Origin of the sequence: Perspicuibacillus lycopersici, from assembly GCF_025660475.1 — a bacterium.
GTDB classification, from domain to species: domain Bacteria; phylum Bacillota; class Bacilli; order Bacillales; family Caldibacillaceae; genus Perspicuibacillus; species Perspicuibacillus lycopersici.
Genome location: NZ_JAOUSF010000003.1, coordinates 163,242 through 177,804, shown reverse-complemented (window position 1 = coordinate 177,804; position 14,563 = coordinate 163,242). Strand labels below are relative to the sequence as shown.

Genomic DNA, 14,563 nt, shown 5'->3' with positions numbered 1-14,563 from the left:
AAAAACTACCTTCCTTTCATTCCTATCAGATATCTAAAGGAATCGAATTTATTTTTTACCGTATTGGATAAAAAATAGGGAAGATTCGTTAGTCAAGCACTTCTTTATATAACGAATCTATTACTCTAATATAATCAATTCTTGGATTTATGCCAAGTGGGATATTGTGACCATTATCGATGATTTCTTGTTTTGTAATCGATTTTCTACCGCCTTTCTCCATACGTTCCCAAAATTGCAACAAAAAATTCCCATCTAATAAATATACTTCCTCTGTTTTGGAAAAACGTATGATGACGAAAGAAATACCACCACATTGTAGCACTTGGCGAATATGGTTCACCTGATGCTCATGAAAATTGCTTAGCGGTAAGGAAGTTGGATTTTTTGTTTCCTTTGCCTCAAAGTCAATATATTTACCTTTATATACTCCATTATAATCGGTTGTTGATGGCGTTTTAAAATATGCCTCTTTAATAACAGCTGCGCTTCTGCTTGGATAATCTACAGAAACAATTTGTACTGGTGTTGGTTTCTTATGAATAACTGCAATGTGATTCGTTAAATAATAATCATTAGACTCATTTAAGTCTTCTTCTAGAGTCATACCCCGATTTCCATAGTGTAATTGTGTTTTTTTCTCTACTTTTGTTAAATTATATTTTTTACCATTTGGATAGCGAATTTCCAAAAGCCTCACCTCAAAATTTTCAGGGACCTCCGCAAAAAGGAGCGGGAAAAAATTGGAACTATTAAGCAATCAGGAAGTTTATCAAACAATTATTTCAGAAACAAAAAAAGGCAATATGGATAATATAACACGAACCGAGTTTTATGAAAAATTTTATTTTCAACATCCAGACATTCTCTGGTCACTGTTAGCAAGTTTTGTTTCCCGAAATGCCGGCTGGAATATGTGTGACTTGGAAGGGGAATGGTTCCCAAAGGTTTTGTCGAAAGACTTCAGAAATCAACTGTTTTCCACCTATGAACGGGCAAACTGGCTAATATTTAATGACGCATATCCACAATTATTGCTCTATCATTATTCGACGATTTTGCAACGTTCGATGTTTCATTTGTTACCGAAATTTAATGTGTCTAAATTTATGGAGAAGGAATGGCTCCATTATTGGAACTATAGAGATTCCCGACGATTGCTATATGCTCTCATTATAAACGAACAGAACTTGATACAAAAGCCTGTAATCGACCATCCATTTTATCATAGTAAAGTATTTCAATCACTTCCGTTTAAATTACAGGATCTTTTTCATTATAGTGTTGTCATCTTTCCTACCTGTAAAGGGGAGCTTTATGGGATGAGTGCAAATCAATTTGTGAATTTAGATAAACGAATTGAATTAGGAAAAAGTTTAGCTTCCATCCTATTTAAAAATGAAATATATGATGAATTTATAAAATTTATTAGTACAACTACGCATACTGGTTCGAGATATGATTATGAACAATATTTTAAAGATAAAAAATCTAGAGATACTCCGTTTTTACGATTACAATTTCCGGTCATTCATCATCGAAAACCGACGGAAAGATGGGATAAAGGGAAGCAAATAAAGAAAAGATGGTACAAAACACCAAAAATCACGAATAATATAAAGATTACGAACTGGTATAAAAAGAAGCGTAAAGAAATTGAATTGTTTATTACATTAGAGGAATGGGAAAAGCTACATCAAAAGGATAAGGAATCTTAATAGTTGTTGTCATTGATTTGGCTTTCTACATGATTGTCGCCTATGTGAGATAAGTACCAATGTATTTTATCCTAATGAAAAATAATGCAAGGAGAACTCTCCTTGCATTTTCAATATAAACAATCGTGTTTTTCGGATATTAGGTGGAAGGACGGTTAGGACCTTCTAATTTTGGATTACCTTCTGCAGCTTTTGTATACGCATGATTTTCTTTATCGGCACCGCGATTTTTATTTTTCTTTTTTCCCATTGATAACACCTCCTAATCCTATTATTTACTACAGATATAATTTCATTCTTAGACAATCTTTTTGTTCATTGTCAAAAAAAGACTTTCTTTAGCGAATCACTTCTAGTTTTGTCATGTGGGAAGGAAGAGAAGAAATTATCAAGAATTGTATTGTTAAGTGAAGGTTGTTTATGCATTTTCTTTAGAAAACAGTCTATCAAAAAAATCGGAGGCGGATGGATATGGAAAATCAAAATTACTTATTAAGTAAAAATGAAGTGATGGAAAAACTTAGTCTACTACATGCGCAGCTAGAAAGCCTGGAAGAGAAATTAGAAATTGCGATTCAGGAGGAGCAACAACGGTTGTCACAGCAATTTCAACAAACCATTGATCGGACAGAAATGAAATTAGAGCAAGTAGAAAAGGAAATTTCGATGACAAAGCATACTACTCTGCAGTCTAAATTACAAATACGCAAACCAGCAATTATATAGAAACAATCGAACCATAATGGATATAAATTTACCATAAACAAAGCTTAGGGCTATTAGCTCTGAGCTTACTTTGTTGAAAGAAAAAATGTTAGGAACGAGATTGTCGTACAGTGAAATACACATGGAAGAAAACTTTCATCAAATGTTGTATAATATGTGTTAGTAAAAGAAAATTAGGTGATGAACATGAAGATTGAAGAATTAATAATCGGTACGGAAAAAATGAAAGACTATTTAACGAAAACCGATGAAATATATGAAAGTGTACGAGAAACAAAGGAAGAAGCAGATTTTTATTCAACAATTAAACCTTTTGTTGATGAAATTCATGAGTATTCTGAGCAATGGTGTGAGCAAGCAAGTAACTGGGTGAAGGAGAATAAGCCGCGAAATATTTATCCTCAGCAGCTTGATGCAGCAAAAGAAAATTTAAGAGAAATATGTGTTCAAGCATTCTTCCCGAAAACAAGCTATAGTCGGTTTAAACATAATGTTCATTCGATAAACTATACATTGGAAAAATTATTAACAGAAATTAGGAAAAAGGAAAAGTAAGTGACCTTTTCACCATCCGAAGGATCTGTTCATAAGATTAAAGGAGGAAGGTGAAGAGAGGGGTACCTTACGATGTATAATCAACCAATTAGTGGATTTTTTCATCCAGTGATAAACAATAATCGCATTTACAGGCAATTACAAGGTAATCCAATGGTTAATGGTATGTACCATCCTGCAATGCTCAATCAAATCAATCCATACACCTATTACGGTAATACATTATTTCCAAATCAAAATATGATGAATCCAAATGGTTTTTCTGCTTCACCAGGATTTACAGGGGCACCAAATTATCCAAGTGTACAAATGATTTTCGATAACCCACTGCACCCAATTTATAATCAAAATGGGATGATGCCTTTCGAAAATAGTATGTATCCGATGCAAATACAGGCACAACAATTTCCAATGAAACCATCCGGTATTGGCAGCATAATTAATTCTTTTAAAAACCAAGATGGAAATTATGATTTTAATAAAATGTTCTCCACAGCAGGACAATTTATCGGTGTCATAAATCAAGTTTCCTCTTTGCTAAAAGGATTCTCACAGGTGTTTAAAGTATAATACACTCGGATCACAAATTACCGAGTGTATTTTATTTTTGTTTTCATCCGGTTATTCCTCAATAATAATTGACTTTCCAAATTTTTTCGGTATATGAATTTTTAATAAACCATCACGGTAACTTGCTTTTGCCCCTCGATCATTTACCGGATGATAAAACGGAATAGTACGGGTCATTTGCTCAAAGGATGATGTTTTTTTCTTCGTATGGCTGACGTCATTTTCCTCTATCTCAATTTGATATTGCTTAACGGTAATGGTTGCATTATTTGGCATTATATTAATGGCGATATTTTCCTTTTTCACCCCTGGTAATTCAGCAGTTAATATATAATCAGTATCTGTTTCTTTTACCATGACTTTAAAGCTAGGCTTTATCATGCCGTTCCGAAAAAACGCATTAATGCTTTCTAATACATTACCAATGGGCATCTCATGAAATAGGGGATGATTAGTAAACCATTCTTTGATTACTTCACCGTTAGCAGGGGGATTACTTTTCTTAGGCAAGTTTTCATTCATTATGAATAATCACCTCGAATCATGTAGATTTTTCCGCTATAATATATGAAATACAATCCATCGTGTGCATGAATCTGTTCAAACAAAAAGAGTTCAATGGTTACATGAGGAAAGGATGGCGGAGTATATACTGCCAGCAGGCTAGCAAAAAATGTACGAAAAAATCTTCAAAAAATAGTTCCTGCTTTACTATCCAAACGTATATTCGATATAATAAAAAATAAAATACTAGATTTGATGGGTAAGGGTGATATATTTTGCTTCGGAAACAATCATTAACTGAAATTATTAATTGGTTAAAAAACACGAATGACATTAATTTAAATATTAAACATTGGGAAACGATACCAAGTAAACAAGCCTCAACTGTTCCTATTCCAGAGCGATTACATCCTAATCTTAAGCAAGCATTAATTAATCGAGGAATTACTTCATTATATAGTCATCAAAAAACAGCATTTGAGTTCGGTATAGCTTCTCAGGACTTCACTGCTGTTACCCCAACAGCATCCGGAAAAACATTATGCTATAACTTACCAGTTCTCCAAAGTATTATAGAAAATCCGGATGCACGTGCATTATATATGTTTCCGACAAAAGCATTAAGCAATGATCAAAAATCTGAATTAAATGAACTAATAGAAGAAGCGGAAGTGAATATTAATAGCTATACTTATGATGGAGATACACCGGCTAATATCAGACAAAAAATTCGAAAAGCAGGTCACATTGTAATTACCAATCCAGACATGTTACATTCTGGTATTTTGCCACATCATACAAAATGGGTGTCATTATTTGAAAATTTGAAGTATGTAATTATCGATGAACTCCATATTTACCGTGGAGTATTTGGTAGTCATACTGCAAATGTATTAAGAAGGCTTAAAAGAATTTGTCAATTTTATGGAAGTGATCCAGTTTTTATTTGTACTTCTGCAACAATTGCAAATCCACAACAATTGGCAGAAACATTAACAGGAAATAAAATGCGATTAATTGATAAAAATGGTGCGCCAAGTGGGAAAAAACATTTTGTGTTTTATAATCCGCCGATTGTCAATAAGTCTTTAAATGTTCGTAAAAGTGCAAGTCTTGAAGTACGCCGCTTAGCTGGTGAATTTTTGAAAAATAAAATCCAAACGATCGTTTTCGCAAGGAGTAGGGTAAGGGTTGAAATTATCCTCACTTATTTACAAGAACTAGTAAAAGGAAAAATCGGTCCAAAGGCAATCCGTGGCTATCGAGGGGGGTATTTACCTACCGAACGTCGGGAAATTGAAAAAGGATTACGTGAAGGGGAAATTTATGGTGTAGTAAGTACGAATGCATTGGAATTAGGAGTAGATATCGGTCAACTTCAAGTGTGCATAATGACAGGATATCCAGGAACAATTGCAAGTGCATGGCAGCAGGCTGGACGAGCTGGCAGAAGACATGGTGAAGCATTAATCATGTATGTCGCTAGTTCCTCCCCATTAGACCAATATGTTATTTCTCATCCAGAGTATTTCTTTAAACAATCCCCTGAGGTTGCGCGAATTAATCCAGACAACTTAATTATTTTAGTAGACCATGTGAAATGCGCAGCATATGAGTTGCCATTTGAAAAAGGGGAGACTTTTGGTGGTATTGATATGGAAGACATATTGGAATATTTAATCGACCAAAAAGTTTTGGTTTTTAGTGGGAAAAAATATCATTGGATGAATGACTCCTTCCCAGCACATAATATCAGTCTTCGTTCTGCTTCCCAAGAGAATGTCGTCATCATTGATCAATCAGATATTGCCAATGTAAAGGTAATAGGAGAAATGGATACATTCAGTGCCCTTACATTACTCCATGACGAGGCAATTTACTTACACCAAGGGACACAGTTTCAAGTAGAAAAACTAGATTGGGAGGAGAAAAAGGCGTTTGTGCGTGAAGTTCAAGTCGATTATTATACCGATGCAAATTTAGCGGTTCAATTAAAAGTATTAGAGGTAGATAAAGAGCGAAACACAAGACAAGCGACCATTCAATATGGGGATGTTGCAGTCCAAGCAATGGCCACTATATTTAAGAAGATTAAATTTGAAACCCATGAGAATATAGGCTCTGGGCCGATTCACCTCCCTGAACAAATACTGCATACAACCGCGACATGGATATCGCTGCAGCAGGAATTTGCTGAAATTGGGGAAGAACGGCTAGAAGATGGTTTAATGGGCGTTACCCATGCAATGAAAAATATTGTTCCTATGTTCGTTATGTCAGACCCTAGTGATGTTCATGTTGTTCCACAAGTAAAATCGAGTCATAACAACAAACCGACAATCTTTCTTTATGATCGGTATCCTGGCGGTGTAGGCTTAAGTGATGAAATCTATGAAAAAATCGAACAAATTTTAACAGAATCCAAAAATATAATTAACAACTGTCACTGCGAATATGGCTGTCCGTCATGTATTGGAACCGATGTGACAACTAAAACAGGGAAGAAAGATGCGTTATTATTATTGGATTATTTTATTCATGCATCAAAGCATACGGAGATGAAGGCATGAAGATTAAAAATAAATTAAAAGTATATGAATCATACTTAAATAATGAATCGAAGGACCTGACCGTCCAAGTCTCACCGCCTGTAAAACAGTTGGAAATTCCTAATCTGGAGCAATGGCAAATGCGGGGTGTGCAACCGTATATATTAGGTGACGAATATTGTCTTGTGAAAGAAAGACGATATCCTTTATTGGAAAAGCGTGGAATGTATTCGTTTCAAGATTATATTCGAGCAATTGAGGCATGGCAGCATACAGACTTCCAACATCCGTTATCAGCAAAGGGATATAAGCCAACCGATTTATTTTTCTTTGATACGGAAACAACTGGGCTTGGAGGTGGGGTAGGAAATACCATTTTTCTGATTGGTTATGCCTATGTAGAGGGTGAGGAAGTTGTCGTCAGGCAACACCTGCTTCCAGAGCCTGGGTTTGAGATCCCACTGTATGATAGTTTTTTACGATCTGTCGATTATACAACACTTGTAACTTATAATGGGAAAGCATTTGATTGGCCACAAGTAAAGACTAGGCATACATTGATAAGAGAACATGTTCCAAAGCTTCCAGCATTCGGTCATTTTGATTTATTACATGCAGCTAGAAGATTATGGAAAAATGAACTAGAATCTGTGAAATTGTCCATTGTAGAAGAAGAAATTTTAGGAATCGAAAGAACAGACGATGTACCTGGTTATTTAGCGCCAATCATTTATTTTGACTTTATTGAAACGAAACATTTAGATGGTATAGTGAAAGTGATGGAGCATAATGAAGACGATATTCTTTCTTTATTGATTTTATATACGCATATTTCTTTTCAATTACTAGGGCTTGATCAACAGCAATCAAAAAGTGAAATGCTTTCGGTTGGTCATTGGTATTCTTCAATAAATGAAACGAATAAAGCTATCCAAATACTAGAGGATGCACTGGAAAATCATGATGGGAAAGACAAGTGGAAGGGAATGTTAGAGCTCTCCTATCAATATAAAAAGCTAAAAAAAATAGATCAAGCTTTCGCATGCTGGCAACAGATCATTGAAAAGGGAATGGGAAAAATTAAAATAGAAGCATGTATTGAAGCAGCTAAATATTTCGAGCATCACGAGAAAAATTATCTACTTGCGCTAAACAGTGCGAAACAGGCGTTTACAGAATTCAAAAAGATCGAACAAATGACAGGGATATCCATTCCGAAACAAGAAGCAGAAATAAAAAAACGATTGCTACGTCTGGAGAAAAAAGTTGACGACTGTTGACAAATAAATAATGTTAAGGTGGAAAGGATATATTCTCCTCAAACAACTGGAAAAAAATTTCTATATTTCATGTGAATTTTGTATTGATGTATACCATAACTCGACATAAAATAATATAGGTATTAACATTCATAAATAGTTAGGAGATATATCATGCATCGGGCGTTCTTGTACTTGTTTTTCACACTGATATTATCGATAATGATTGTGTTTTCAATATTTAAAGATTATCTTCATGTATGGTTTTAAAAGAAACGTAGTTTTATTGTTATAGCAGCACAAAATAGGTATTTTCATTAGTACATGTACACCCCTTTTTTCATAGGTTATTAGTGTAGAATAAATATTTTACAGAAAGGGGACCGGAAAAATGCCAGCATTTCCACCAAATTATTTGCAACCAGTTGTTCATCCAACGCAACAATTTGTAAATACAAATCAATTTACACATATTGTTCCGCATATTCATCCATCACACACAACAACTGTTAATCAGCATATGTTTTTGCACAAGCACTTTTGTCCACATACTCAATCTGTTGTGAATGAAGTATGTCACCAACATGTAAATTGTTGTCCAAAAAAACCAAGGGGATTTTGTTAAAAGCTAAAAGGGCAGAATTTCTGCCCTTTTTTACTATTCTAGTGCTTTAGTCCCTTAACAGAGAAAAATTTTTGTATTATGGTATAAAAATGACTACAGAAGAATAGGATTTTTCATGGACTGTTTCATAATGAAATATATTAAATTGACAAAGCGCATGTTTTTTGAAAAAATATGAATAATGAATGTAGAAATGAACGAGGTGAAAAACTTTGCTTCAACAAAAGTTACAATTATCAGCTAAAGATATTTTGGAAAAAGAATTTAAAACAAGTATGCGAGGATATAATCAAGAGGAAGTAGATCAATACTTAGACCTTATTATTAAAGATTACGAAATGTTCGTAAAAGAGTTAGAAGAAGTGCAAATGGAAAATCAACGTCTGAAAAAACAGTTAGAAGACGTTCGGAAACAGCCTGCCCAACCATCTGGTACAACAAACTTTGATATTCTGAAACGACTAAGCAATCTTGAAAAACATGTGTTTGGTAATAAATTATACGACTAATATTTTCCAATTTTTCCGTTGAAAAACAGTTGTATATTCTTCCTTGATTGTCTATAATCTATATGTAGCGTTAATAACGTTCAGGTAATCGCTGTTACTAGCCTTGCTAGTAGCAGAGGAAAGTCCATGCTCGCACGGTGCTGAGATGCCCGTAGTGTTCGTGCCTAGTGAAACAATAAGCTAGGGCAGTCTGGCTTTTGCTGGGCTGACGGCAGGGAACAGACCTAAGTCCATTTGGATATGGTCTCACTACCTTGAAAGTGCCACAGTGACGGAGCCTTATAAGAAATTATAAGGGTGGAACGAGGTAAACCCCACGAGCGAGAAACCCAAATTTTGGTAGGGGAACTTTCTCTGAGGAAATGAACGGAAGAGAGAGGCGAAGATTTTATTCTTTGCAGATAGATGATTACCACCGGAGTACGAGATTTGCGAATCGTTTGCAGTACAATGGAACAGAACATGGCTTATAGAACGTTATTAATTGACATTTGATTTCATAAAATGCTCTCCAATGGAAACAATGGAGAGCATTTTTATTATGTTGCTGTATCAAAATAAGGTTGAATACATAGTTTCCATATTGGCTAGCACTTGAAATGGGTACGATAGGATTGTTACTATTTACATACAAAAATGATTTTAGAAGGTAGTGTCAAAATGAATAATTTTAAACTATTAGCAACAGCCCCGATGGGGATTGAGGCAATTGTAGCAAATGAAGTTCGTAATTTAGGTTACGAATGCAAAGTAGATAATGGAAAAATATTATATACTGGCGATGCAATGACGATTGCTCGCAGTAACTTATGGTTGCGGACAGCAGATCGAATAAAAATTATCGTCGGAGAATTTAAGGCAACTACTTTTGACCAATTATTTGAAGGAACAAAAGCATTGCCATGGGAGCAATTTCTTAATGCAGATTCCGAATTTCCTGTTTCAGGAAAGTCGGTTAAATCGAAATTATATAGTGTCCCCGATTGCCAAGGTATTGTCAAAAAAGCAATTGTAGAACGTTTAAAATCGAAATACAAGCAGGTAAGCTGGTTTGAAGAAAAAGGACCAAAAGTTCCTATTGAAGTATCGATTTTAAAGGATAAAGTCACCTTAACGATTGATACAAGTGGGACGGGCTTACATCGGAGAGGATATCGTGTGGGACAAGGCGAAGCACCATTAAAGGAAACATTAGCTGCGGCGTTGATTCTTTTAACGAACTGGACTTATGATCGCCCGTTTGTCGATCCATTCTGTGGCTCTGGTACATTGCCAATTGAAGCAGCATTAATTGGCCAAAATATCGCTCCAGGTTTCAATCGTGAATTTATTAGTGAAGGATGGCATTGGATGCCGAAATCCGTATGGGATGACGCGCGAATGGAAACAGAAGATTTAGCACAATATGATCGTAACCTCCAAATATTTGGTTCAGATATTGATCATAAAATGGTGGATATTGCGAAAAATAATGCACTAGAGGCAGGGCTAGGTGACTTGATACAATTTAAGCAAATGCAAGCAACGGATTTTCATTCTGACCTAAAATATGGTGTTGTAGTTGCTAATCCGCCCTACGGTGAACGGTTAGGTGATAAGGAAAAAGTCGAACAACTATATCGAGATCTCGGAAAAACATTTCAAGCATTAGATACATGGTCGATATATGTGATTACCTCTAATGAACAATTTGAGGAACTTTACGGCAAACAAGCAACGAAAAAGCGAAAGCTATTTAATGGTTTTATTAAAACGGATTATTACCAGTACTGGGGACCGAGAGTGCCGAAAGGATAATGACCTTTATTTCCCTCTATTTCAAATTAATTTTCAGCATAGGAATAATTTTGTAAATAGTTGATTATAATAAATTAGCTATATTATGAAAAATGAGGGATGGATCATGTACAGAGAAAATCTTGATTTTACGATGATTTCAAAGGCTATTGAATTTACGTATCAACAATTACAAACAGAAAACGTAAATAACGAGCAAGCTTTTTACGAGTTACAGCAGGCTGAGGAAAATTTGCAGCAAGCTCTAAACTATTTGTTAACAAACCGTGTGAAGCATTAACTACCTAATACTATTGAGCTATCGTTCAGCTTCCGTTGGCGATGGCTCTTTTTTATGTTTGCGTGCGTCCCGTTCAAAACTCAAAAGCCAGGGAAGTATACTAGTGAAAATTTTTACTTGCTAAAAAAACCTGATAATTCTTTCATCACCACTTACCAATATATAAATTTATGATAAAATAAGCTTTGAAGTTTGAGAATGGAGGCAAAATAATGAACATCGAACAAATAAAAGAAATCGAACAGCAGTTTTTGGAATATGTAAAGAAAATGATTGCCTATCATGAGGCGATTAATGTAATGTATTGGGACTTGCGTACTGGTGCGCCGAAGAAAGGTGTGGAGCAACGTTCAGAGGTTATTGGACTATTATCTTCAGAAGCTTTTAAAATGGCAACCTCAGCGGAAATGGAAACATACATAAATACATTATTAAGTGAAGAAGTAAAAAACTCTTTATCTGATATTACCCTGCATACGGTATTAGATTGTAAAAAAGAATATGATCGAATGAAAAAAATCCCACTAGAGGAATATACGGCATTTGTAACATTACAATCACAAGCAGAATCCGTTTGGGAAGAAGCTAAAGAAACTGCAGATTTTGCTTTGTTTGCACCGTATTTGGAAAAGCTAGTAACTGCAACGAAGAAGTTTGTTGAATATTGGGGATATGAAGGAAATAAATATAACACTTTACTAGATATGTATGAACCTGGAATGACGGTTGAAATATTAGATAAAGTTTTTGGAGAAGTTCGTGATAGTATTGTGCCACTTCTACAAAAAATCGAAGCCTCTCCAACGAAAATGGAAACGGAATTTCTTTATAAACATTTTTCGAAAGAAGCACAAGAGAAGTTTAGTATCGATATTTTAAAACAAATGGGCTATGATTTTGATGCTGGCCGTTTAGATGAAACGGTACATCCATTTGCTACAGGTATTAATCCTGGGGATGTTCGTATTACTACTAGATATGTAGAAAATGATTTTCGAGTTGCTATTTTCGGTACGATTCATGAAGGTGGACATGCATTATATGAGCAAAATATTTCGAAAGATTTAGTTGGGACGACATTAGCATCTGGTACCTCAATGGGAATCCATGAGTCCCAATCCTTGTTCAATGAAATATTTGTTGGCAGAAATAAAGCGTTTTGGAAGAAAAACTTTGACCTACTGAAAAGCTATTCTCCAGGTCAATTTGACAATGTATCACTCGATGATTATTATCGGGCAATAAATGAAGTGAAACCATCATTGATACGAATTGAGGCAGATGAATTAACCTATCCATTACATGTCATCATTCGTTATGAAATTGAAAAAGGCTTATTTAATGATGAAATTGAAGTGAAAGATTTACCAAAAATTTGGAACGAAAAGTATAAACAATATCTTGGAATAGAGCCTGATCATGATGGGGTAGGTGTACTTCAAGATGTCCATTGGGCAGGGGCAAGCTTCGGTTATTTCCCATCCTATGCACTCGGCTATATGTATGCAGCTCAATTTAAACATGCATTAATAAAGGATATACCGAACTTTGATGAATTACTAGAAAAGGGAGAATTACAACCAATAAGAGCCTGGTTTACCGAGAGAGTTCATCAATACGGGAAAATGAAACAACCGTTAGAAATTTTGCAAAATGCAACAGCGGAAGGCTTGAATGCAAAATATTTACTGCAATATTTAACGGATAAATTTAGTGGAATCTATCAATTGTAATTTCATTAGTGACGATTCATAAGCTAAAATAATTATATTCATAGGGACAGTAATGTCCCTATTTAGAGTGTAGACAAACTCGAAGATTTTCGAGTTTGTCTACACTCTTTTTTCTTTTAAAATAGAATGATGTAAATAGTTTGGTTGATTGGAACGAAGGGTGGACGCTTTCCACGGGCGGGGCCGAGCCGCTTTTCCCGCAGGAGCGCCAGCGACGAGGAAGCTCACCGCCAGGAGCGGAAATCAACGGATTTTAACCGCAATTCCATGACAAAAGGCACCGAGAAGATGTCTCTCAATACCTTTTGTCGACAGTCTGGATAAGGACAGTAATGTCCCTATTTTTTTATGGGCTGTTATCGGAGAATTTGTTGCTATTTGTAAACAGTCCGAGAAACTAGGCTACTCCTTTGGAAATTAGAGCTCGGAAAGTTGAATAGTGTAAAACTAATTTTCTGACTGGGAATACTTCATTCCTCCAATTTATAATTGAATCTAAAAATGTAGATTTCTTGTAATCAACCGTACTATTTTCGCCAATTATCATACTACTAAAAGTTGATATTTTAATTCGTGAACCAATGTTATGTAATTCAATATTTAAAATAATATATTACTTTTCATCAGTCACTAAATAAGTTTTACAAGAAAGATTGAAAGTGCAGATTACTTTTTTTGAATAAAAATTCCCCTATTTGTATAATAATTATTCCCTTATTTTAACGATTCCAATAGTATCAATGGTTAAACGCTTAAAATAGGAATGAATATAAATTATTATTATTGTAAATAATGATAGAATCATTTAAAATGAGAAATGAAAAATGTAGAAAAAACAGGAAATTTGTCACATGTTTCAATAGCATAAATATATTACAATAGTATTACAAAGTTTATAGGGGGAAAAAGAATGTCTAGATGGTTAACACCTGAAGAGATACAGAAAAAACGAGAGGTTAAAAAGAAATTATTTTATCTTTCGATTCCAATCCTCGGGGGGATACTTGGTGCGGTATTGACAATTCTATCCAGCACTATTTAAGAGTAATCCAAGTTCCAAAAAATATAATGTATAGCAATCATTTTTTGTTTAATAACAAATAATATATAGCTACTCCGATTTTGTTTAACAGTATAAACAAAACAATTGAAGCAAAAAAAATCGTTTTAATTTCATTGGAACAATCGGAATCATTACATTTTAGTAAAATTTTTTTATAAAATAAGTATAAATACCCAAAGCTTATTTCATACGTATATACTCGTGTGAAATGATCTTTGGGTATTTGTGTATTTCGGAAGCTGTGTTGCTTTAATGAAAAGAAACCTCAACATACCGACAAGGTATAGAGTGACATTTGTCGAAAACTGGAAAAATATATCTGTTTTTCAGAAAGCAATCAAGGGTATGGATAGTAACGAAAACGATGCAGATTACGGAGGAAAGGAATCAAGCCGTAAATTCACATAACGATTTCAAGAGAATATATTATTAATAATTAATGGAAAGAGTGATTGCGATGGTAATGTATTATTGTGAAAATTGTTGTACCATCCATCAAGAGCCATTGGTCTGCTGTGTATGTGGTGAAAAGGTCATTCAACCAATTGTTATTAATGTGCAATATCAAAAAACAGACCATGTGGATGGTTATGCATAATGAATGAAAATGAAACTTCCAATAGTAAATGACGATATACTATTGGAAGTTTCATTTTAATTTTTGTTGAAATTTAT

15 protein-coding genes and 1 other RNA gene are annotated in these 14,563 nt (G+C 34.5%); 14 read left to right on the top strand and 2 right to left on the bottom strand.

The annotated features are described in order from the left end of the window. Positions 1 to 88: 88 nt before the first annotated feature. Positions 89 to 691 carry a Holliday junction resolvase RecU gene (gene recU / locus OEV98_RS08890; protein WP_263072916.1) on the bottom strand — a complete coding sequence of 201 codons (603 nt, stop codon included), beginning with the start codon at positions 689 to 691 and terminating at the stop codon, positions 89 to 91. Between the two features lie 52 nt (positions 692 to 743). Between recU and OEV98_RS08885 the strand changes: the two genes are divergently transcribed. The 4 genes from OEV98_RS08885 (at position 744) to OEV98_RS08870 (ending at position 3,569) form a co-directional block, all read left to right on the top strand. Beyond that, positions 744 to 1,718 carry a DUF2515 domain-containing protein gene (locus OEV98_RS08885; protein ID WP_263072915.1) on the top strand — a complete coding sequence of 325 codons (975 nt, stop codon included), beginning with the start codon at positions 744 to 746 and terminating at the stop codon, positions 1,716 to 1,718. Between the two features lie 471 nt (positions 1,719 to 2,189). Next, positions 2,190 to 2,444 (top strand): hypothetical protein, encoded by a 255-nt coding sequence (locus OEV98_RS08880; protein ID WP_263072914.1) that lies wholly within the window; start codon positions 2,190 to 2,192, stop codon positions 2,442 to 2,444. Positions 2,445 to 2,630: 186 nt separating this feature from the next. Further along, the gene (locus OEV98_RS08875) at positions 2,631 to 2,999 is read left to right on the top strand and encodes a YppE family protein (RefSeq protein WP_263072913.1); all 369 of its coding nucleotides are present in this window, start codon (positions 2,631 to 2,633) and stop codon (positions 2,997 to 2,999) included. A gap of 72 nt (positions 3,000 to 3,071) precedes the next feature. After that, positions 3,072 to 3,569: a YppG family protein gene (locus OEV98_RS08870; RefSeq protein ID WP_263072912.1), complete on the top strand. Its 498-nt coding sequence runs from the start codon at positions 3,072 to 3,074 to the stop codon at positions 3,567 to 3,569. Between the two features lie 51 nt (positions 3,570 to 3,620). On the opposite strand, the gene OEV98_RS08865 is transcribed toward OEV98_RS08870, so the two are convergent. Further along, positions 3,621 to 4,091, bottom strand: a complete 471-nt coding sequence (locus tag OEV98_RS08865) for an Hsp20/alpha crystallin family protein (RefSeq protein ID WP_263072911.1) — start codon at positions 4,089 to 4,091, stop codon at positions 3,621 to 3,623. Between the two features lie 257 nt (positions 4,092 to 4,348). Here OEV98_RS08865 and OEV98_RS08860 point away from each other — a divergent pair, with 257 nt between their 5' ends. The 10 genes from OEV98_RS08860 (at position 4,349) to OEV98_RS08815 (ending at position 14,486) form a co-directional block, all read left to right on the top strand. Continuing rightward, positions 4,349 to 6,643, top strand: coding sequence for a DEAD/DEAH box helicase (locus OEV98_RS08860; protein WP_263072910.1), 2,295 nt, complete (start codon positions 4,349 to 4,351; stop codon positions 6,641 to 6,643). Beyond that, positions 6,640 to 7,902 (top strand): ribonuclease H-like domain-containing protein, encoded by a 1,263-nt coding sequence (locus tag OEV98_RS08855; RefSeq protein ID WP_263072909.1) that lies wholly within the window; start codon positions 6,640 to 6,642, stop codon positions 7,900 to 7,902. Before OEV98_RS08860 ends, OEV98_RS08855 begins: the two co-directional genes overlap by 4 nt. Before the next feature lie 370 nt (positions 7,903 to 8,272). Further along, positions 8,273 to 8,506 (top strand): spore coat protein, encoded by a 234-nt coding sequence (locus OEV98_RS08850; RefSeq protein WP_263072908.1) that lies wholly within the window; start codon positions 8,273 to 8,275, stop codon positions 8,504 to 8,506. A 212-nt stretch (positions 8,507 to 8,718) separates the two neighbouring features. After that, positions 8,719 to 9,015, top strand: a complete 297-nt coding sequence (gene gpsB / locus OEV98_RS08845) for a cell division regulator GpsB (protein WP_263072907.1) — start codon at positions 8,719 to 8,721, stop codon at positions 9,013 to 9,015. Between the two features lie 76 nt (positions 9,016 to 9,091). After that, an RNA gene (gene rnpB, locus OEV98_RS08840) (RNase P RNA component class B) lies at positions 9,092 to 9,490 on the top strand. Positions 9,491 to 9,675: 185 nt separating this feature from the next. Next, on the top strand, positions 9,676 to 10,812 hold the full coding sequence (locus OEV98_RS08835) for a THUMP domain-containing class I SAM-dependent RNA methyltransferase (protein WP_263072906.1): 1,137 nt from the start codon (positions 9,676 to 9,678) through the stop codon (positions 10,810 to 10,812). 106 nt (positions 10,813 to 10,918) lie between these two features. Continuing rightward, the gene (locus tag OEV98_RS08830; protein ID WP_263072905.1) at positions 10,919 to 11,092 is read left to right on the top strand and encodes a hypothetical protein; all 174 of its coding nucleotides are present in this window, start codon (positions 10,919 to 10,921) and stop codon (positions 11,090 to 11,092) included. A gap of 212 nt (positions 11,093 to 11,304) precedes the next feature. Further along, complete coding sequence (locus OEV98_RS08825; protein ID WP_263072903.1) at positions 11,305 to 12,825, top strand: carboxypeptidase M32; 1,521 nt, start codon at positions 11,305 to 11,307, stop codon at positions 12,823 to 12,825. Between the two features lie 910 nt (positions 12,826 to 13,735). Then, a complete protein-coding gene (locus OEV98_RS08820) occupies positions 13,736 to 13,867 on the top strand; it encodes a hypothetical protein (RefSeq protein WP_263072902.1) in 132 nt (43 codons plus the stop codon). Between the two features lie 478 nt (positions 13,868 to 14,345). Beyond that, complete coding sequence (locus OEV98_RS08815; protein WP_263072901.1) at positions 14,346 to 14,486, top strand: hypothetical protein; 141 nt, start codon at positions 14,346 to 14,348, stop codon at positions 14,484 to 14,486. The last annotated feature ends 77 nt before the right edge of the window (positions 14,487 to 14,563 follow it).